The sequence below is a fragment of the Endozoicomonas sp. ALB091 genome (assembly GCF_049310265.1).
GTDB lineage: Bacteria > Pseudomonadota > Gammaproteobacteria > Pseudomonadales > Endozoicomonadaceae > Endozoicomonas.
Genome location: NZ_JBLYNQ010000003.1, coordinates 370,467 through 390,204 on the forward strand (window position 1 = coordinate 370,467; position 19,738 = coordinate 390,204).

Sequence of the window (19,738 nt, forward strand, 5' to 3'; positions counted from 1 at the left end):
GTGATCTCAGGTCAGTGACCGTAACCCTGGCCGGATCATGGCTGCAACTTGCGATTAGCAGGCAGGCTGTTAGAAAAAGTATTTTTTTTGAGCAATCACTCAAATTAATCAGAGTGATTTTCATGAAATCCAACACTTTATCAACTCCATTACCCTGGCTGCCCACAAAAATCATTTATTCAATAAAAGAATATAAACCGTAACTTATGGTTTGAAATATTATACCAATATCAGTATTTTCACCTATATTGGTGCGCTAGTTTAGTGATTTTTACTACCCACCCGCTCAATCATCGCCACCAAAGCAATGGCAAAAATCATCAGCCCAATAGATTCAACCAGATAAGCAGGCTGCCCGGTAATTCCCTGATAATTCATCGGCGACACATTCGCCTGAATCAGCGGGACCAGCTCCCCGGAACTGTTAACCCGTGTTTCCAGTGTCTCCTTCCATGGCCAGACTTTGCCCAGAGCTCCAAGCATCAGGCCGGTCAGTAGTGAAATCGCCAGATCGCGGTGCTTTTTTAGCAGCCATGACAACACATGGGAAAAGCTGAGCAAACCACCGATACAGCCCAGGCCAAAAACGGTCAGTACACTGAAATTCAAACTCTTCACAGCATCAATGACCGGACCATACAGCCCCATCATCAGTAACATAAAGCTACCGGAAATACCGGGCAGAATCATCGCGCAGATAGCAATGCTACCGGCAAAAAACAGCGTCACCGGCTCTGGTTCAAGACTGGTCGGGGTTAATACACCCACAGCATAAGCAATCACAATACCAGCGATCAGGGTGATGACAGTCGCCACATTCCACTGATCAACCTGACGAATCATATGCAATCCGGACACCAGAATCAGACCAAAAAAGAATGCCCAGAGCATCTCCGGATACGTCGCCAGGAACCAGGTAATCACATGGGCAAAGGACAGAATACTGGTCAGCACACCACCAAACACACACACCAGAAATGTGCCGTCTATTCTCTGCCACACACCGGCAACCCCTTCCTCACCCAGTACCTTCAGTAACGATGGGTTAACACTTTTCAAGGCATTCAGCAGCCGGTCATAAATACCAGTAATAAATGCGATGGTTCCACCGGATACGCCCGGCACAACATCGGCGGCCCCCATAGCCATTCCCCTGGCGATGAGGGCAAAGTAAGAAGAATGATTCGACATGTTCTGACCTTTGGAACAGAAGTTAAGTAAATGCCATCAGTCATCCCTGACTGACTGCTTTTTTGTGTGGGTACGTTCAAAAAAACAACGTCTTTTTTATGACGTATTAGCGTATAACACCCGCCAGCAACGGTACAAACCGGACAGCTTCCAACACCTTGCGCTGATACTCATCACCGTTTCTGGTCACTAACACAAGATCCTGAAAGTTGTTTCCTCCCACCGGAATGACCAGCCTGCCACCTTCCGGAGACAGCTGGCTCAACAACGCTGCAGGAATTTCTCCCGGTGCCGCCGTGACGATAATCCCATCAAATGGACTTTCTTCCGGCCACCCCATACCACCATCGGTATGACGAAGACGAACATTCTTCAGAGAAAGCCTGGAAAGCCTCTGCTGTGCCTTCTCCTGCAATGGCCTGATGCGCTCCACGGAGCAGACCCTGGCCACCAGCGAAGCAAGCACAGCCGTCTGATAACCGGATCCGGTGCCAATTTCCAGCACCTTGTTCAGTTCACCCCGGGCCAACAGCACTTCCGTCATTTTGGCGACAATATACGGCTGGGACAGCGTCTGATTATGACCAATCGGCAGTGCTGTGTCTTCATAAGCACGATGCGCCAGCGCCTCATCAAGAAAAAGATGACGGGGAATGGTGCGAATGGCATCCAGAACCTTGCCGGACTGAATACCCTGATCCATCAGACGCTGGATCAGCCGCTCTCTGGTCCGGCGTGATGTCATACCGATACCATCAATTTCAAGATCCCTCATACACAGGCTCCAAGCCAATCCTCCATCAGTGATAACGTTGCATGGCCGGTCTTATCGTATTGCAATGGGGTAATGGATACATAGCCAGAAGCCACTGCATGAAAATCAGTCCCTTCCTCAGCAACCAGGGGCTTACCAACACCACCGATCCACCACACCGTATTGCCACGGGGATCCGTCATTTTTACCGGAGGCTTTGACGGGTGACGATGGCCGAGCCGGGTAATTTTCATCCCACGGATCTCTTCATAGTCACAGGCCGGGACATTGACATTGAGTATCGTGCCTTCTGGCAGAACCTGATCATCAAGGCGCAACATCAAATCGTGCAACACTCTGGCGCTCACTTCCAGGTGGTGATCCTCTTGACCACAGGATGAAATAGCGATTGCGGTTTTTGCCAGCAAGCGTCCTTCCATAGCCGCAGCCACAGTCCCCGAGTAGAGCACATCATCGCCCAGGTTTGCGCAACTGTTAATACCGGAAACTACGCGTTCCGGAAGGCGGCCAAACAGCCCACTGGCAGCGAGATTGACACAATCTGCCGGTGTTCCGTTCACACTGAAGAACCCATTGTCGTGTTCTTTCATGCACAGTGGCCGGTCCAGAGTGAGGGAATGGCCCTTGCCAGAACAGTCATTATCCGGAGCCACTACCCAGCACTGACCGTGTGATTTCATGGTGGCAAACGAAAGGGCCAATCCCCTGGCGGTAACGCCATCATCATTGGATAGCAATATGGTCATAGTCCCTCAATCCTGAATTAATCCAAACTTTTCTTAAGCCCATCGACGGCCTTGTCAATATTACGCCCCTCATGACCAAAGCGCTGTTCACCGAAGTAATTGGGCACCCCTGCACGAGATATCTGCTCTAACCGGGCATTAACCAGCGCAGGATCAGCATCTACATTCCGCAATGTGATGCAGAAATCATTTGCCTTCAGGGCTCCGGTTTTCAGTTTTTTCCGGTGGCGGGCCTGTCGAAGGATCCGTATGGTGTCACTCTCCAGTCCACTCCAGTCGGGATCAGCCATACCAGGCAGGGAAACACAAAACCATTGACGTGTAATTCCATGGCGATCCTTTCTCCCGGCATAACTTACCGACTGTCTTCTGACCCCTGCATGTCTCGCCAGAAGCCCTGCGACCCAGTCGGTATTCTCCCCTTTTTTTTCAATCAGCAGGAAAAGGTGCTCACCTTCACCTTCGGGCTCAAAAGGCAGTAGCTCATCAACCAGAAAATCTTCATGACAGGATTTGAAAAGACAGCTGCCTAAAGGACCACCAAAGGCGTAATACCAATCAACGGAGTAATCGGCAGGCATCGGTACATCTGCATCCATGATGCGCACTCAACAAAGCAAAAATTAACAATAAACAATACCGCGTTTGACGCAGTTTTTGAAAGGAAATACCGAAAAATAACCATGGGTGGCGGGCCTCCCAGGAGGCTGTCCGAGAATAGACTGCCCTACTGCGGTGGCAGCAAATTGGTCTAAAAAGTCGGAAATTTTTAGTCAATAGAACCACTATTCACTAAAAATTTCCGACTTTTTATCCTCAATTTTCTGCCATCCTCGCTACGGGCGCTATTCTCGGACAGCCTCCCAGAAGACTCCACCCTATGGATCACGATCCCAAATCGGTCAACAGAACAACGGCGTGAACTGCAATACCCTCTTTTCTACCGGTATAGCCCAGCTTTTCAGTGGTGGTCGCTTTGACATTCACCAGAGATGGGTCAATCCCCATGTCTTCGCTGATATTCTGCCGCATCTGATCAATGTGCGGTACCATTTTAGGCGACTGGGCAATGATGGTACTGTCCATATTGACGGGAACCAGGTTGTGCTGCTCAAGCAGAGCAATAACATGACGCAGTAACTTGCGACTATCAATGCCAGCATAGCGTTCATCAGTGTCCGGAAAATGCTTGCCAATATCACCCAGACCTGCCGCTCCCAGAAGTGCGTCGCAAAGTGCATGAAGCAGCACATCGCCATCAGAATGCGCCACCAGCCCATGGGTGTGAGGGATTTTTACCCCACCCAGAACAATATAATCACCTTCACCAAAGCGGTGAACATCAAAACCATGACCAATACGCATCAAGTGACCTCAATAAGTTTCGACTGCTGTTCTATATATAGAGTGGCCAGAGCCAGATCAGTTCCCCGGGTCACCTTAATATTATCGGCATGTCCTTCCACCATCACGGGCTGCTTGCCAGCGTATTCAATGGCACTGGCCTCATCCGTTACCGGCATCTTATCCGCTATCGCTTTTGCCATGGCGTCATGCAGCATGCCCAGACGGAACATCTGCGGTGTCATGGCATGCCAGAGCCCCTGACGGTCTACCGTTTCAGACACAACATCATTGCCCCCGGCCCGCTTGATGGTATCGGTAACCGGGCAACCCAGCAGACCGCCTACAGGGTGGTCATGGAGCTGGTTCACCAGCCACTCCATATCAGAACGACGAATGCAGGGGCGGGCCACATCATGAACCAGTACCCAGTCATCAGGGGAACCAATATCCAATAGCACTTTCAAACCATTAAGTACCGAGTGGTAACGCTCATCCCCCCCCTGGGCCAGGAGAATTCCCGGGTTGCGGAGTAATTCAATGGATTGGTGATACTCATCATTATGATCAAGCACCACCACGATCTTTTCCAGCCTGGGAAAATCCAGCAACCGCTCCAGAGTATGCACCATCAGAGGCTTACCCTTGATTTCAAGGTACTGTTTGGGAATATCGATATTCATTCGGCGGCCAACGCCCGCTGCCGGAACAACCGCCCAGTAACGAACCGTATTCATGGTTTCTACGCTACTCACTCTGACACCCTTAATTTGAACATCCAGAAGCCCGCTCAGAAACGGCTCCTGACCAATACAGGATTTAATCGTAAGTCAAAAAGAACGTTTCATCACTGCGGATCATACCCAGCTCCTGACGGGCTCTCTCTTCAACCGTTTCCATCCCCTGCTGCAGCTCCACAACCTCTTTGGCCAGCAGACGATTACGCTGGTACAAACGTTCATTTTCCAGTCTGAACCGCTCAAGGTTATCTTGTTGTGTCAACATTTCAGCCACACTGCCTTCACCAATCCAGAGCCTGGTTTGCAGGTAAACCAGCAGCAGTGTCAACAGGGCTATTGCCAGTTTTTTCATCATCAGTTCCGCTTTAAACCGTCACTATCCAGCAGCAGGGGCAGTAATAGAGACTTAACGGTGAAGTTTAACAGGAGTACCCGTGGTTTAACATATAACCGGATCTTTGAACTGTTTCACATTAATGAAGGTCATTAGAAAAAGCCAGACATCAAAATAAGCAACTCAAATGACCGCTCTTACTATCCCGGGTATTTATTAACGAAAGACAGCGTTCTACACCCGGACTGCTGTTGAGTTCAATCTGGTACTGGCTACCCATCACCCGTAGGCCAAAGACCCGGGAGTTCGGAATATGCCGACTGGCAACCCCATTGGCAGTACCAACAGCCATACCCCTCCGGCTGCCACCACCATCCCGCCCGTGGAACACAGAACCAGCAACCGAATCACCGCCGTTACCAACCCGGGGCCATTGCTATTGCTGGATCTTCCAGAGCAACCCATAAGGCACATACTGGGTTTTTTAGGGGACCGTGATATCAAGGCCATGGCACAGACCTGTTCGTCTTTGCTGGCTATCATCCGTGCAGATCATCTGCCCGCCAGGATCTGGTTTAAACAGCTCGAGCCACGACAGCAGCAGCAATTCATCCAGATTGCCAAAAACATCAGCAACCATGAACTGGAAGCCTGGCTGAGGCAATTCACCGGCAATGAAACGCTGATCAGCACTATTTGCGGCCATTCAGCCGGGGAAGTGACAGACAATGACATACCGCCACGGGAACCACAAAAAGGGAAATATTTCCCGCAAATCCTGTTTTACACAGTGAACCAGTTGATGGTTAACTGTCGTACTTTCCAGCCGGAATTGGCAATATCCATTGACTGCATCCCCTTTACGGCTGCATCAGCCAAACTCAGCAGCGATGGACGCTTTCTGGCGACCAACAGTTACGCGCGCTGTGGTTCGGATTATGGCAGGACGGAAATCACCGCAAGGCCCGCAGAGATAGCCATTGCCCATGAAGACAGAGTGCGGCGGATCACCTTCAGCACTGATAACCGGCATATATTGAGCTACACGGCTTCAACCGCAAAAATCACCAGCTGTAATGCCGACGGCAGCTGGACAGAAAAACTCATCATCATTTCTGATCGATTTATCAGCTCGGCGACTTTCAGCCCCGACAGCCGCCATGCAGTGATGGCCAGGAGTGGTCGCAGAGCCATAATATGCACAATGAACCAGGCTGGCCGCTGGATAGTAACAACAACAATGGGACATAAAGGGAGGATTCTTTCAACAACATTCAGCCCTGACAGCCGCTTGATAGTCACCACCAGTGTCGATCACACAGCGAAAATCCATGCCCGTGACAGCAACGGCAACTGGCTGGAGCTGACTACCCTGGACCATAATGGTAAGGTCACTGCCGCTGAATTCAGCCCTGATGGCAAACATATCATCACCATTAGCGACAAGAATAACCAACCAGATCGTACCGCAACGATTTTCAGCAACACCGATAACCATTGGGTAAAAAAAACCTGTGTTAACCACTCCCTGGAAATCACCGACACTTCATTCAGTCCTGACAGTCGTCATGCAGTAACGGAGAGCTTCGATTATACTGCCAGAATCCTGAGCTTTGATACCCACGACAACTGGCAGCATAAAACCACGATTAAGCATAAACGACGGATTTCTTCTACTAGATTTAGCCCCGATAGCCACTATCTAGTCACGGCCAGTAGCGATCATACAGCAAAAATCTACCGGTATGACGCAAACGCCAGGCGCTGGTCAAAACAACAGATTATCGTCCATGATGATATGTATATTACCTCAGCCACGTTCAGCGCTGACGGCCGCCATATTCTGACATTTTCCCGCAATTACTCACCCATATCCCTGCCTGTATGCAACGCCAGAATCCACACTTGTACGGCCGGTGGCAACTGGATAACCAGCCTCAATTTTACGACAGCAGGCGGGGTTTACTCGGCCAAATTTAACCACGATGGCTCCCATATTGTCATCGAAGCCAGAAATGATGACGCCATCATAATCTATGGCCTTACGGCAGATGGCAACTGGATACACAAATCGACGCTGCACCAACATTACAAGCTTGACCTGGTAACATTCAGTGCCAACGGAGGACATTTAATGGCTATCAGTAACGACGCTCAACTGGTGCAGGTCTGGCACCTTTATAAGGAAGATTTAGCACCACATCCCCAGTGCTCTTTAAATGAACTGATGCCTCCCCCTAGAAAAAAGACCCGAAAGTCTGCTCCAAAAGTTCACAGGTAAAGGGCGATCGACGGATTGACTTTCCGCCGGTCGGGGCGGCTCAGGCTTCTTTGAGCCTGACGGGTTTGCCCGCTTCGCCAGGCAAACAAAAAGGGAGGCTTAAAGCCTCCCCTTTCCATCAGCAGCGACCGCTAATCAGGCACGCTTGAATTCAGCAATACCACGGTAAGGCGCTTTGCCTTCCAGCTGCTCTTCGATACGGATCAGCTGGTTGTACTTGGCTACACGGTCAGAACGGCACAGTGAACCGGTCTTGATCTGGCCAGCACAGGTACCTACCGCCAGGTCAGCGATGGTGGCGTCTTCGGTCTCACCGGAACGGTGAGAGATAACGGCAGTGTAGCCAGCATCTTTGGCCATCTTGATCGCATCCAGAGTTTCGCTCAGAGAGCCGATCTGGTTGAACTTGATCAGGATAGAATTGGCGATGCCCTTATCGATACCTTCTTTCAGGATCCTGGTGTTGGTTACAAACAGGTCGTCACCAACGATCTGGATCTTGTCACCCAGCAGTTCAGTCTGGTACTTGAAGCCGTCCCAGTCAGATTCATCCAGACCATCTTCAATGGAGATAATCGGGTATTCTTCGGTCAGACCTTTCAGGTAGTCAGAGAACTCATTGGAAGTGAAGACTTTGCCTTCGCCTTTCAGGTTGTACTTGCCATCTTCGTAGAACTCGGAAGCTGCACAGTCCATAGCCAGAGTGATGTCGGTGCCCAGAGTGTAACCGGCCGCAGCAACAGCTTCTTTGATGACCGCCAGAGCGTCTGCATTGGAAGCCAGGTTTGGTGCAAAACCACCTTCGTCACCCACGGCAGTGTTCAGGCCCTTGTCGGAGAGAACTTTCTTCAGAGCGTGGAATACTTCAGCACCCATGCGCAGCGCTTCAGCAAAGTTTTTGGCACCAACCGGCTGGATCATGAATTCCTGAATATCAACGTTGTTGTCAGCGTGCTCACCGCCGTTCAGGATGTTCATCATTGGCACTGGCATGGTGAACTGGCCAGCAGTACCGTTCAGCTCAGCAATGTGCACGTACAGAGGCATGCCTTTATCAACGGCAGCGGCTTTGGCAGCGGCCAGAGACACCGCCAGGATGGCGTTAGCGCCCAGCTTGGCTTTGTTGTCAGTGCCGTCCAGATCGATCATCTTCTGATCCAGGCCACGCTGGTCATTAGCATCAAAACCAAGCAGTGCTTCACGGATAGGACCGTTAACATTGGCAACGGCTTGCAGAACGCCCTTGCCCAGGTAGCGGGACTTGTCACCATCACGCAGCTCCAGAGCTTCGCGGGAACCCGTGGAAGCGCCACTGGGAGCACAGGCAGTACCAAAGGCACCAGACTCAAGAATGACGTCAGCTTCAACAGTGGGATTACCACGAGAATCGAGGACTTCGCGAGCCTTGATTTCCTTGATAGCGGTCATGAGATACTCCGGGTGAAGAATTCGGAAATTTCAAGTGAGAGGTAAGCAATACCGTAAAAGAGCGGTGGCATTGTTACGGGAGCGGCAACTATACCACCGGAAAATCCTGTGTCAAAGCCTTACAATTTCGCTGGACACCGCGCCAACATTGAGCTTCGTGGATTTCTGATCGTTACTGTTAACGACTGTTAATCGCCTGTTAACCATCGTTTAAACCAGGCATCAATGGTCAAATAATCATCAAACAGCCCTAACAATGATAAGTAAAATTACTACCTGAGATACAATTCAAAAATCAGTTTTTCTGCTGTGCAGTCAAAATCAAACATGGCATCAATGGTGGCACTGCCCTGATGGAGATTCACCGTTTTCTTTACCTGACAGTGGTCAGAAATACGGTTGGCCAGGGCTTCCATCGTTGCCATCTGGTCGTTTGCCTGTTGCTCAGTATCCCCCTTTATGGTCATTTCGAGGTGAGTATCCCCGGGTGCAATCACCTGGCCAATCTCTAAACAGTGATCGGCATCAACTTCCAGTTCAGCGGTGGTATTGTCCATATCAGGCCTCCTGTTGAATGGCAGATGATGATATGCAAGGAATCATTTTCTGAAAAAATCAACCATAAGATAGCACAATGGCCTTGAAAAATGAGTGAATAAGAAAAATCGGAAATAAAATGGAACCATATTCCAAATTACTGGTCAAATAATGTAAGAACCAGATCCTGTGAAAAGGGCTGGACGTAAAAACAGGAAAAACCGAATCAAATTAAAAAATTCTTATTTATAAACGAAAGTTATTATAGAGCAACCAATGTCTAACACAGTATCAAATTTAGTGGGTTCAAAATACACTGGCTATCTTCAAGATAACTGTAATTTTGCCAGTCTTCTGAAAAGCCCGGTTACTGTCGCCAAGGCTTTATTTTCAAACTTAACTTTGTCTTCTCAAGCTTGGTCTTCTCAAGAAAGCAGCCCTCAACCAGAAAAAATCTCTTCATACAATATATCAGTTCGTAGAGTTGGTGATTATCTCCTGGTATCTCTCCCTTCTGAAAAGGATACTCATCCCGATAAAACCACGACAGCGAATCCCCCATCAACAGAAGATTCTGACCAACTAGATTGGCGTATTCCCGATGATGATGAAGATGATCCGCGACGATACTTTTCATTCTGGTTTAATGAGAATGCCTCCCCGGGCAAATCCACTGATCAGGCGTCCGCATCACTAAATGTCAAGGATTCATTATGTGTGGCTATTGCGGATGATAGCGATGCAGATGATCAATTTTTCGAAGAAACGACGCCTGTTAATGGCCCTGATAGCATAATCCCTCCCATGAGTCGGCACTGCTTTGAAACTGACAGTATGATTTACATTGCTAACGATGAGGATCAACTGGATATTCATACTATTGACATCATTAAGGGCAGTGAACTTGCCAATCAGCTTGGCATTTCGGGTAAAGTCACCGTTGACAAAGTGTTTTATCAGGCAGGAACCGGTGCTATTATCGCCCAGGTAACGATCAATGGTCTGGAACAGTTATTGACTCTTTTTTATATCAATGTAGAAACCAACATCAAGCTTCCGGTCACCCAATATCAGCTGGATTCGTATCTCACAGAGACAAAAAATGAGTATGCTCCTCACTATAAATTTTTCAAGGAGGAATTAAAAAAGCGTCTTAGCCCAAAGGTCATGGGAACAAACAAAATAAAAGACGATAAAGGCGGTAAAGACAATAAAATTGAAGAAAATAAAATTAAAGAAAATAAAATTGAAGAAAATAAAATTGAAGAAAATAAAATTGAAGAAAATAAAATCAAAGAAAATAAATTGAGAATGGAATCATTAAGAATCACGATGCCAACGTATATGCATCCGAAAAGCATAGAACAGGTAAAATATTTTTGTTGCAATCAGGGTATCAGCGCCGTCACTGATAAAGAAGGAACTGACGTCATTGAAGCGGTCAAGAGGAGAATGCGCCAGCAGGAGGAGAAATTAGTTAGCCTCAGAGGGCCACGGTTGGAACACCCGGATATAGATTCAGCACTAGAACACGTCAAACAACAAAAAATCGCGATGGAGGCCAGTCAGCGTGATGCTAAAAATCTGAAAATACACTTTGACAAGCCAGAGAAGGTTCCCTTGTCCCAAAGACAAGCTGAAACAGTCAATATGCTAAATCAAAGGAGGCTTAAGCATAAAAAGGAAGGGATTGATTTCGCCCCCCCTAAGGATACTGCCACTGAATTTCCACAATACTTACTACCCAGCGATTCCCCCAAAAAATTGATCAAATCTGTTGATAAATAGCGATTAAACCAAAAAAAGACTGCGCCATGGTGATTTGGGAAGCAGTTCCGTAAATAGAACCGCTTCACCTCACAAATGAAAAATCCTAGACTTCTTCAGGTTCAGGTTGCATTGCGATGGCATCATGTGCCGGAATATGGCGTAGCCGTTCATATGCCGGAGTATGGCATAGCCGGTCATAGATTGATTTACATCCGTTATACGCCTTGCACAAGCCACCGCTGGCAACAAAAAAGGCTGTCGACGTTACTGCTATCTCTGTCAAAAAGAGCGGGGTAAACGGAGTTAGTTCTCCGTACTCATCAAAAAGGGTCATATTATTAAAACAATGCTCCCTCAAAAAGACTTTACCAGGATCATTCAGTGGTGAAACGACCCGATTTTTTACATAGGTAGTACACGTCCCAACTCCAATTGAAAATAAGGCGTGAAAGAAAGTTGATGAAAAAATATCATTGCGTTCTCGCTGGGTTGAATTATCAGGTGGATTAGTCGCAGCCTGGAGTTCGGGATTGCCAGGCATCGATGATCCAGCGTTAATACCGGCAGTACCAATTGTTAAAGTCATTCTTAATATCCTTACTGGTTGTCATTTCTCAGACAATATCAGGAGGTATTTCGTTCAATTCTAATCAACTTTTTTCTAATTATTTTTACTATCAATGATTCATATTTTGATGTCGGTGGAAATTTTCCCGGTTTGGCCTTTCAGGTTAGCTGCGGGCTTTTTTCCTGCCACGGGCAAATGGAATGGGAAAGCGCTGGAATGGTGAATGGTCATCCCGGATAAGAGATGACCAGAGTCATCCGAAAACCATAACACCTGTATAGCATTATGGCTGCTATCTGGTCAGGAATTCAGACAGGGGAAGAGACTTAGACTTCATCATAGACTTCTGGATAGTCTCCTGCGGGTTGATTTGTTGCGACATCAGGCCCTGAAAAACAGGTGCATGCCCGGTCATAAATAGATTTGCATCCCTCATACAATGTGCAAAAGCCACCGGTGGCAAGAAAAAAAGCTGTTGAGGCAACGGCCACCTGTGACAAATGAACCGGAGCATACGGAGTTAGATCTATGTACTCGATTCTCTCAGCACGGGTCAAATTATTGAAACAATGATAGGCCAAAAAATCATCGCGAGGTTGATTCAGTTTTGAAACAACGAATTGGTTTACCAGGGTAGTATACGATCCAAAAACTAATGCACGAGCTGCATGCGTGAGCGTGGTCTGCAAAAGATGTTTGCCATTTCGCCGGGTTGAATTATCAGGTGATAGAGTAGTTGCATCCATATTACGTGGTAGCACTCGTCCAGTATTATTAGTTGCACAGCATAGCGTCATGTTAATATCCTCGATTGTCGTTTTTTTGGACACTATCAGATAGTATTTCGTTCATTTTTTTTATTGACATTCTTTCTTGCACTTCCTTCATCCTCTGCCAGAATTCATTTTTAACTTTTCAATAAATCCAGCCTGCCTGACACAGAATTAAAAGGAGTCAACATGAAGTTTGCATTTATCTATGCCATGCCCGGCCTACAGTCCTCATCCATCCAGGAGAATGTTACTGAAAAAGCCCACTTTTATTGTGTATCCGTTGATATGAACCACAGGGAAACCGCCGCAGATATCGCCAGAGAACTGGTTGAGAAAAACGGTGTACAGATGATTGAACTTAGTGGTGGGTTAGCCAGCGCTGAAATTATTGCACTGGTAAAGGAAGAAACCGAAAACAGGGTACCTGTTGGGGCAGTATTTTATGGACCTGAAAGTAGAAAGCCCCTGATTGAACTGATGGGCATTTAGCCATTTGAAAAGCCTTTATCTCCGCTACGCGGAATGAAATGAGATTGCTCCGACGAACCCTTTGCCAGAATATCATTCAGCATTCTGATATAACCAATGGCTCCACGCAACACATCAACATTCTTTAATTTCTTCTTACGAATCCCTTCGGAGAAATAAGTTCCACAGAGCCGTTCTTTTAAATCATCCATTGCAACCCTCATTATTGCCGTACGTTTCCGTTCTCGGGCATTATGCTCGAGTCGTTTCTCACTGACTCCTGTCTGGTGTGCCAGTCTTCTATTCTTGGATAATGATTCCGTATCATCAACTGGCGGCTGGTTGATTTGACTGATATTTTCGGTTCTGCTTTCCATAGCAGGAAGTGGCTTTATCGCTGCCTGTTCCCGGGGCATCTTATCAGTACCCGCCAGACAGCCGTTCAATGGCCCGTTTTGAGATTTGTCCGTATTTTCAGGATTTGGTGCAAGAGAAACTGCACTCTCATTAAATTTCTGAGGGCAATGCCTTGCAGGGTCTGCATTAACAGTACCGATTTTGAAACTGGATAATTGACTATCAGTAAGTGAACTGAACTGTGCTGATTGGCTCTCAGGATGTAATACAGGTTTATCTTCTACTTTCTGAAGTGCGCGCCCGTTGAATAAAGGATCAGGACCTGCAGACTCTTGATAACCGGGATCCTCCTCATCAAAGAGATATCTCAAGGGGCCATATTGAAGTTGAGAAAAATCGCCTGGAAATATATTGAAATTACCCGTCCCGTTCATAAATGTGCTCCAGATTTATTTTATTTATAACTATATGACCAATTTCAAAAACATTAGTTCATAAAAAAACCTCCCGCTTCTGAACAAAAGCAGGAGGTTCTGAGTTAAACAGCTGAACTTAGAGAGTATCCAGTGCTTCAAATGATTTAATCAGCTCATCCAGAGCTTTCATCTGAGTCAGGAAGGACTCAAGCATGGACAGGCGCAGTGCTGAAGGGCCATCACAGCGGGCATTATCAGGATCAGGATGAGCCTCCAGGAACAGTCCTGCCAGGCCAACCGCCATACCGGCACGGGCCAGTTCAGTCACCTGGTGGCGGCGGCCACCGGAGGCGGCCCCCATTGGATCACGGCACTGCAGCGAATGAGTCACATCGAAGATAACCGGTGCACCGCCGCTCACCTGCTTCATGGTATGAAAGCCAAGCATATCAACCACCAGGTTGTCATAGCCAAAGTTCACACCACGCTCACAGAGGATCAAACGGTCATTGCCCGCTTCACGGAATTTATCGGTAATATTCCCCATCTGGCCGGGGCTGAGAAACTGCGGCTTCTTGATGTTAATGACAGCACCGGTTTTGGCCATGGCTTCTACCAGGTCAGTCTGGCGGGCCAGAAACGCCGGCAACTGAATCACATCCACCACTTCCGCCACAGACTGGCACTGATGAGGTTCATGGACATCAGTAATCACCGGGAAACCAAAGGTCGCTTTCAGCTCCTGAAAAATCTTTAACCCCTCATCAATGCCCGGACCACGGTAGGAGGCGATTGAAGAACGGTTAGCCTTATCAAAGGAAGCCTTGAAGATATAGGGAATACCGAGCTTTTCGGTAACCCGTACATACTCTTCCGCCACTTTCATGACCAGGTCTCTTGATTCCAGCACGTTCATCCCGGCAAACAGGACAAACGGCAGGTCATTAGCGACCTGAATGCCATTGACATCAACAATTTTGCTTTTCACAAACGTTCCTTCAGGCGTTCCAGAAAAAAACCTGCAAAAGCAGGTATCAACAATTGGCTTCAGTGAGAAGCGTGCTTAAAAGCCTGCGCTGCATGAATAAAGGCAGAAAACAGACCATGGCCATCCCGGGGTGTTGAGGTAAATTCCGGGTGGAATTGACAGGCGACAAACCATGGATGGTCGGCAACCTCAACGATCTCTACCAGACTGTTGTCTTCTGAGCGACCGGCAATGACCAGACCCGCCTCTTCCAGTGCCTCAACGTAATGGTTATTCACTTCATAACGGTGACGGTGGCGCTCGGTAATAACATCCTGGCCATAGGCTTCACGGGAGAGTGTACCGGCAACCAGGTTACAGTTCTGGGCACCCAGACGCATGGTGCCGCCCAGATCAGACCCTTCGTGACGCTTTTCAACCATACCGTCAGCGTCGATCCACTCAGTAATAAGACCCACCACCGGATGGGCCGCCTGACGATCAAATTCCGTACTGTTCGCCCCTGCCAGACCGGCAACATGGCGGGCGTACTCAATGACCGCCACCTGCATGCCAAGGCAGATACCCAGGAAAGGAATCTTGTTCTCACGGGCATAGCGCACGGTCTGAATCTTGCCTTCCACACCACGGTGACCAAAGCCACCGGGCACCAGAATGGCAGATACCCCTTCCAGGGCAGATAGACCATCCTGTTCAGTGGTTTCAGAGTCAATGTAACGAATATTGACCTTGGTACGGGTTTTCAGACCGGCATGCTTGATCGCCTCAATCAGCGACTTATAGGCATCCAGCAGTTCCATGTATTTGCCCACCATGGCGATGGTGATCTCTTCGGAGTAGTTAAACTCACGATCCACCACATCGTCCCACTCAGAGAGGTCCGCTGGCTGGCAGCCCAGGTTGAAGCGATCCACAATGATCTGATCCAGACTCTGCTCGTGGAGCATCCGAGGAATTTTGTAAATGCTGTCCGCATCTTCCAGGGAGATAACCGCACGCTCTTCAACGTTGGTAAACAGGGCAATCTTGCGGCGGGCCGAGGCATCAATGTACTGTTCGCTGCGACACACCAGGATATCTGGCTGAAGGCCAATCGAACGCAGCTCTTTAACAGAGTGCTGGGTTGGTTTGGTCTTGGTCTCACCGGCGGTTTTGATGTAAGGCACCAGGGTCAGGTGCATCAGCATGGCACGTTGAAATCCGAGCTCTACCTTCAACTGACGAATGGCTTCCAGGAATGGCTGGGATTCGATATCACCCACAGTCCCACCCACTTCCACCAGGGCGATATCCGCATCGCCCGCACCATTAACCACCCGGCGCTTGATCTCGTCGGTGATGTGCGGAATAACCTGTACCGTACCACCGAGATAGTCACCACGACGCTCTTTACGCAGAACATCCTGGTAAATCCGGCCAGAGGTAAAGTTGTTACCCTGCTTCATGGTGGTGCGGATAAAACGCTCGTAATGCCCCAGGTCCAGGTCAGTCTCGGCACCATCTTCGGTAACGAAAACCTCGCCATGCTGAAAAGGGCTCATGGTACCCGGATCGACGTTGATGTAAGGGTCCAACTTGAGCATCGTCACCTTGAGACCACGTGCCTCAAGAATGGCGGCGAGAGATGCCGATGCGATGCCTTTGCCTAACGAAGAAACAACACCGCCGGTGACGAAAATATAACGCGTCATGCTTACCTGCTGTGAATATAATAAAAGCGGGGTGAAAAGAGAGTCTCAAGATGGGATATCAGGATACCAAAACCGGCAGTGAACGTAAAACCGTTATTGCATCAATACACCCCTTAAAAAATGATTCGTGCCAATCACCGAGGCGGTCACTCACTCTGATATCAGATCGACTAACACTCATTTTTATTTGCGCCGGGGATAAAAAACCGGCAGTTCATGGTCAGACCATAACAATAAGCTGACTATCACACTCACAATTACGCTGGGATCTATTTATGTCTCCTTTACATTCCGGGAACACTTTAAGGTACGTTACCAACGGAGCCGTCGGCAAAAATGGAGCCTGCGGTGCAAACGGTAAATTCGGCGGTTATCGCGGGCAGGACGGCGCTCAGGGAGAACACGGCCAAAACGCTCGCGAACTGAATGTCGCATTGTCAACCAATAATGCCGGTGTTTTGATTAATGGGAACGGGACATCACTTCAGTTAAGCCTGTTCGATAGAAAAACATCAATCTTTCTTGAAGCCCGTGGCGGTGATGCCGGCCATGGGGGCAACGGCGGTGATGGGGGCAAAGGGCTAACCGGGAAAAAGGGGAGAAATGCCAACAGATTTCTGTGGGGTGAAAACGGAGGTCAAGGCGGCACCGGGGGCAATGGTGGCAATGGCGCACGGGGTGGCGATGGAGGCAATGGCGGTAAAGTTACCCTCACAGTAGCACCTTCGCAAACCGATTTGCTCATGCTCACCAACATTCCTGACGTTCGGGGTGGCACACAAGGCCGGGGTGGAAAAGGCGGAGACGGTGGCCTGGGAGGAGACGGAGGGAAAGGTGGGGAATCATGCTGGTATCCCGATACTGAGATCTACACCGACTCAAGCGGGCAGACCCAAAGCCGCATAACACTCCGTTTTAATCCGGGAGGATTTGATGGCCCCTGCGGCCTCCGGGGACGAGTCGGGCGTAACGCCCCTGATGGACGTTGCGGAAACTCTGGCAGTTTTCATATTGCTGTGGGCAACAACCGGTATACCGGGCCTTATGACCTGTCCGTTACAGACTCCACACTGCTGGCAAAAAAGCCTGGCGGCAATGGTTTTTTCGAACCCGGCAAAGAGGTCTCTGTTGATTTGTCAGTCACTAATACCGGTGACATGCCAACACCCAATAAACAACCCATCAGAATGAGCATGGTGAATAATAAATGGGTCAGCTTCAACCCCCGCTCTGTTTTCAACCTCCCTTGCGCTATACCGCCTGGCCAGGAAGTTCACCCACAGAATCGCCTGGAATTTACCATTAATAGACCTCAAACAATACCCACAGGTGAGCCGCTGCATGAAACGGGTGTCGCCAACTTTAGCGCCACTGTTGGACGGGTTGAGCGACAGTTCTCAAAAGTAGCCACAGAGCAAATAAGGTTTCCCGTAAGATATCCAGCGGATATCGATACGATAGAAGGGAGCAAATCAATCAGCCGCGATGAAGAAGCACTGCTGTCGGTAAAAGTGAACAATATTTCTCCGAAAGCCCTTGGTTTGCAGGGCAGCCAACAGCGGTTGCTCAACTTGCACTTTACAGCAGATACCGCAGATACCGCAGATACCGCAGACACCGCAGATACCAATAATGGCCAGACGAGAAGCGCCGACGTAACTTTTTACAGTAGAGATGGTGTACCGTTCAGCGGTAACCAGGGGCTCACGAAATCGATCAATGAACTTCCTCCCCATGGTCAGGACAGACTTTCAGGTTCGATCACCTTCAGCAATCCTGCACAGCACCTTTACACAAAAGTCACACTATTCGCAGAACTCGAACTGGGACGTTTAGATTGCCCGACAGATCCCCAATTGGTGGAAGTGGTACAACGAAGAGTGTTTCAAGTTCAGCTTGCCGAGGGTTACCAGTACAATCCTGATGCAGATTTTCTGTTAGTTACCAACGCCAACACTTCTTTGCCAGAATGGAATCAATGGGAAGCCCTGGCCGAGCGACTTGGACTGACTTTTGCCACCTGGAACAGCTCGCTCAACAATGGGATAAGCCTGTTCCATGAGCTGCAATCCAGGGAAACCGAAGGGCATCCAGCTGTCGAAACCGACACTGCACCGTTGCCCGCGACCGGGGTACATGCAGATACCGGCGTCACGTTAGTTGATCACTTTAAAGACAAAACCATTGTTTTTCTGAACAATGACGATACCTGTGTAAAATCCCTTCCGCCCTGCGATTTATTCCGATCTGCCAACAGCGGCGTCAGAAGCTACATCGTGGGGCCAGAAGAAGTCAGGGAAGAGCTGTTTTATCCAGAAAAAGACCTTGCTGCAAACCTCAGCGGACGCGCGAGGAAAACGTTAGTAGAGAACTACATCCGCACTATGAGATCATCCGAGGACAGACTGATAAAAGCAGCAAAAAAACAGGCAAAAAAATTGCGAAATAAGTGGCCTGAAAAAAGATTTACCGTCGTTTATAACTACGAAGATCTACCGCTACCAAGAAATAGCCTACCCATTATCGGAACGTACGGATTAAAAAAACATCAGATTGGAACACTGACCTCTGTTCTTTCGCCGACGAAACACATGATTACCAATCTATCCAAACAACCTGACGAAAGCGATCGCTCTGATTACGTCCTTCACCCAAGTAACGTCTACGGCTTACTAAAAAGTCTGCCCCTGCAGAAAAAAATTCAGCTGGTTCAAAACAACATCACAGAAGACCGTGAAGCCTTGAAAAAAGCCCTACTCTCAGATCTTGTGGATGAACATAAAGCGTTCCGTCGATTAAAGTGGACAGCCAGCATCGATAAGAGCGCATTGAAGAAGCGCTTAACCTGCTTACAACAAGTCGTCGATGCCAGCTACCCTGAGCCCGGAAGCAAAGAGCTGATACAAGAGATACTCATCGAATTTCGCGCTTTGGCTGCCCGAATGCTCAAGGAGAAATGGTACCACGTTCGCTATCGCCAACTCGTCAAAGTGACCCACAAAATGATCGATAGTTTCAAGCAAAAAGAGGATATTGACTCGGCACACTGGCTGGAAAATTACCAGGCAAAGAAACAGCGTTTTGCCAAGATTCACCGATGGGAATTATGGCGTCAATATCAGGATTCTGACGTTTTTCCAATCCATCAAAATGGTCACAATGACCCGAACCCTGTGTTTAATTTTAACGAATTACAACATCCATACGATACGGTGTCCCGGGTTGCTGAAAATAGTCACTACTTTAGAGATCAGGGAGAACGTTTGCGGGCATTGGAGGCATTAGAGAACGGTAACTCAAACGACAATAACCCGTAAAACAAAGACGGATG

General features: G+C 48.4%; 18 protein-coding genes. 4 read left to right on the forward strand and 14 right to left on the reverse strand.

Annotated features, from left to right (window positions below):
- Positions 1-261 precede the first annotated feature (261 nt).
- The 7 genes from ACO6UX_RS04645 to ACO6UX_RS04675 all read right to left on the reverse strand — a co-directional run bounded on the left by ACO6UX_RS04645 (position 262) and on the right by ACO6UX_RS04675 (position 5,148).
- Entirely contained in the window at positions 262-1,191 is a 930-nt protein-coding gene (locus tag ACO6UX_RS04645) for a DUF368 domain-containing protein (RefSeq protein ID WP_422445293.1), read from the reverse strand.
- 106 nt (positions 1,192-1,297) lie between these two features.
- On the reverse strand, positions 1,298-1,966 hold the full coding sequence (locus ACO6UX_RS04650) for a protein-L-isoaspartate(D-aspartate) O-methyltransferase (RefSeq protein ID WP_422445295.1): 669 nt from the start codon (positions 1,964-1,966) through the stop codon (positions 1,298-1,300).
- Positions 1,963-2,712, reverse strand: coding sequence for a 5'/3'-nucleotidase SurE (surE, locus tag ACO6UX_RS04655; protein ID WP_422445297.1), 750 nt, complete (start codon positions 2,710-2,712; stop codon positions 1,963-1,965). The genes ACO6UX_RS04650 and surE overlap by 4 nt, the downstream gene beginning before the upstream one ends.
- Positions 2,713-2,729: 17 nt before the next feature.
- Positions 2,730-3,311 carry a tRNA pseudouridine(13) synthase TruD gene (gene truD / locus ACO6UX_RS04660; RefSeq protein WP_422445299.1) on the reverse strand — a complete coding sequence of 194 codons (582 nt, stop codon included), beginning with the start codon at positions 3,309-3,311 and terminating at the stop codon, positions 2,730-2,732.
- Positions 3,312-3,597: 286 nt separating this feature from the next.
- The gene (gene ispF, locus ACO6UX_RS04665; protein ID WP_422445301.1) at positions 3,598-4,077 is read right to left on the reverse strand and encodes a 2-C-methyl-D-erythritol 2,4-cyclodiphosphate synthase; all 480 of its coding nucleotides are present in this window, start codon (positions 4,075-4,077) and stop codon (positions 3,598-3,600) included.
- Positions 4,077-4,811, reverse strand: coding sequence for a 2-C-methyl-D-erythritol 4-phosphate cytidylyltransferase (ispD, locus tag ACO6UX_RS04670; protein ID WP_422445303.1), 735 nt, complete (start codon positions 4,809-4,811; stop codon positions 4,077-4,079). The genes ispF and ispD overlap by 1 nt, the downstream gene beginning before the upstream one ends.
- 64 nt (positions 4,812-4,875) lie before the next feature.
- On the reverse strand, positions 4,876-5,148 hold the full coding sequence (locus ACO6UX_RS04675; RefSeq protein WP_422446143.1) for a septum formation initiator family protein: 273 nt from the start codon (positions 5,146-5,148) through the stop codon (positions 4,876-4,878).
- 295 nt (positions 5,149-5,443) lie between these two features.
- Here ACO6UX_RS04675 and ACO6UX_RS04680 point away from each other — a divergent pair, with 295 nt between their 5' ends.
- A complete protein-coding gene (locus ACO6UX_RS04680; RefSeq protein WP_422445305.1) occupies positions 5,444-7,411 on the forward strand; it encodes a WD40 repeat domain-containing protein in 1,968 nt (655 codons plus the stop codon).
- 135 nt (positions 7,412-7,546) lie between these two features.
- Here ACO6UX_RS04680 and eno read toward each other — a convergent pair whose 3' ends face one another.
- Together eno and ACO6UX_RS04690 are read right to left on the reverse strand one after the other, a co-directional pair.
- Complete coding sequence (gene eno / locus ACO6UX_RS04685) at positions 7,547-8,839, reverse strand: phosphopyruvate hydratase (RefSeq protein WP_422445307.1); 1,293 nt, start codon at positions 8,837-8,839, stop codon at positions 7,547-7,549.
- Positions 8,840-9,111: 272 nt separating this feature from the next.
- Positions 9,112-9,396 (reverse strand): DUF406 family protein, encoded by a 285-nt coding sequence (locus ACO6UX_RS04690; RefSeq protein WP_422445309.1) that lies wholly within the window; start codon positions 9,394-9,396, stop codon positions 9,112-9,114.
- Positions 9,397-9,652: 256 nt separating this feature from the next.
- Between ACO6UX_RS04690 and ACO6UX_RS04695 the strand changes: the two genes are divergently transcribed.
- A complete protein-coding gene (locus tag ACO6UX_RS04695; RefSeq protein WP_422445311.1) occupies positions 9,653-11,164 on the forward strand; it encodes a hypothetical protein in 1,512 nt (503 codons plus the stop codon).
- An 85-nt stretch (positions 11,165-11,249) separates the two neighbouring features.
- On the opposite strand, the gene ACO6UX_RS04700 is transcribed toward ACO6UX_RS04695, so the two are convergent.
- Both ACO6UX_RS04700 and ACO6UX_RS04705 read right to left on the reverse strand, forming a co-directional pair.
- The gene (locus ACO6UX_RS04700) at positions 11,250-11,732 is read right to left on the reverse strand and encodes a hypothetical protein (RefSeq protein ID WP_422445313.1); all 483 of its coding nucleotides are present in this window, start codon (positions 11,730-11,732) and stop codon (positions 11,250-11,252) included.
- A 308-nt stretch (positions 11,733-12,040) separates the two neighbouring features.
- A complete protein-coding gene (locus ACO6UX_RS04705) occupies positions 12,041-12,511 on the reverse strand; it encodes a hypothetical protein (protein WP_422445315.1) in 471 nt (156 codons plus the stop codon).
- A gap of 162 nt (positions 12,512-12,673) precedes the next feature.
- On the opposite strand from ACO6UX_RS04705, the gene ACO6UX_RS04710 reads away from it, so the two are divergent.
- A complete protein-coding gene (locus ACO6UX_RS04710; protein WP_422445317.1) occupies positions 12,674-12,976 on the forward strand; it encodes a DUF6506 family protein in 303 nt (100 codons plus the stop codon).
- Here the strand turns inward: ACO6UX_RS04710 and ACO6UX_RS04715 are convergent.
- The 3 genes from ACO6UX_RS04715 to ACO6UX_RS04725 all read right to left on the reverse strand — a co-directional run bounded on the left by ACO6UX_RS04715 (position 12,973) and on the right by ACO6UX_RS04725 (position 16,407).
- On the reverse strand, positions 12,973-13,746 hold the full coding sequence (locus ACO6UX_RS04715; protein ID WP_422445319.1) for a helix-loop-helix domain-containing protein: 774 nt from the start codon (positions 13,744-13,746) through the stop codon (positions 12,973-12,975). The two genes, ACO6UX_RS04710 and ACO6UX_RS04715, sit on opposite strands and share 4 nt — an antisense overlap.
- Positions 13,747-13,864: 118 nt before the next feature.
- Complete coding sequence (gene kdsA / locus ACO6UX_RS04720) at positions 13,865-14,716, reverse strand: 3-deoxy-8-phosphooctulonate synthase (RefSeq protein WP_422445321.1); 852 nt, start codon at positions 14,714-14,716, stop codon at positions 13,865-13,867.
- A 59-nt stretch (positions 14,717-14,775) separates the two neighbouring features.
- The gene (locus ACO6UX_RS04725; protein WP_422445323.1) at positions 14,776-16,407 is read right to left on the reverse strand and encodes a CTP synthase; all 1,632 of its coding nucleotides are present in this window, start codon (positions 16,405-16,407) and stop codon (positions 14,776-14,778) included.
- Between the two features lie 275 nt (positions 16,408-16,682).
- Between ACO6UX_RS04725 and ACO6UX_RS04730 the strand changes: the two genes are divergently transcribed.
- A complete protein-coding gene (locus tag ACO6UX_RS04730; RefSeq protein ID WP_422445325.1) occupies positions 16,683-19,724 on the forward strand; it encodes a hypothetical protein in 3,042 nt (1,013 codons plus the stop codon).
- Positions 19,725-19,738 lie beyond the last annotated feature (14 nt).

Bases quoted from the DNA above. Each gene is read 5' to 3' on its own strand.
- ACO6UX_RS04645 (WP_422445293.1), bottom strand. From the start codon at position 1,191: ATGTCGAATCATTCTTCTTACTTTGCCCTCATCGCCAGGGGAATGGCT.
- ACO6UX_RS04650 (WP_422445295.1), bottom strand. From the start codon at position 1,966: ATGAGGGATCTTGAAATTGATGGTATCGGTATGACATCACGCCGGACC.
- surE (WP_422445297.1), bottom strand. From the start codon at position 2,712: ATGACCATATTGCTATCCAATGATGATGGCGTTACCGCCAGGGGATTG.
- truD (WP_422445299.1), bottom strand. From the start codon at position 3,311: ATGGATGCAGATGTACCGATGCCTGCCGATTACTCCGTTGATTGGTAT.
- ispF (WP_422445301.1), bottom strand. From the start codon at position 4,077: ATGCGTATTGGTCATGGTTTTGATGTTCACCGCTTTGGTGAAGGTGAT.
- ACO6UX_RS04675 (WP_422446143.1), bottom strand. From the start codon at position 5,148: ATGAAAAAACTGGCAATAGCCCTGTTGACACTGCTGCTGGTTTACCTG.
- ACO6UX_RS04680 (WP_422445305.1), top strand. From the start codon at position 5,444: ATGCCGACTGGCAACCCCATTGGCAGTACCAACAGCCATACCCCTCCG.
- eno (WP_422445307.1), bottom strand. From the start codon at position 8,839: ATGACCGCTATCAAGGAAATCAAGGCTCGCGAAGTCCTCGATTCTCGT.
- ACO6UX_RS04690 (WP_422445309.1), bottom strand. From the start codon at position 9,396: ATGGACAATACCACCGCTGAACTGGAAGTTGATGCCGATCACTGTTTA.
- ACO6UX_RS04695 (WP_422445311.1), top strand. From the start codon at position 9,653: ATGTCTAACACAGTATCAAATTTAGTGGGTTCAAAATACACTGGCTAT.
- ACO6UX_RS04700 (WP_422445313.1), bottom strand. From the start codon at position 11,732: ATGACTTTAACAATTGGTACTGCCGGTATTAACGCTGGATCATCGATG.
- ACO6UX_RS04705 (WP_422445315.1), bottom strand. From the start codon at position 12,511: ATGACGCTATGCTGTGCAACTAATAATACTGGACGAGTGCTACCACGT.
- ACO6UX_RS04710 (WP_422445317.1), top strand. From the start codon at position 12,674: ATGAAGTTTGCATTTATCTATGCCATGCCCGGCCTACAGTCCTCATCC.
- ACO6UX_RS04715 (WP_422445319.1), bottom strand. From the start codon at position 13,746: ATGAACGGGACGGGTAATTTCAATATATTTCCAGGCGATTTTTCTCAA.
- ACO6UX_RS04725 (WP_422445323.1), bottom strand. From the start codon at position 16,407: ATGACGCGTTATATTTTCGTCACCGGCGGTGTTGTTTCTTCGTTAGGC.
- ACO6UX_RS04730 (WP_422445325.1), top strand. From the start codon at position 16,683: ATGTCTCCTTTACATTCCGGGAACACTTTAAGGTACGTTACCAACGGA.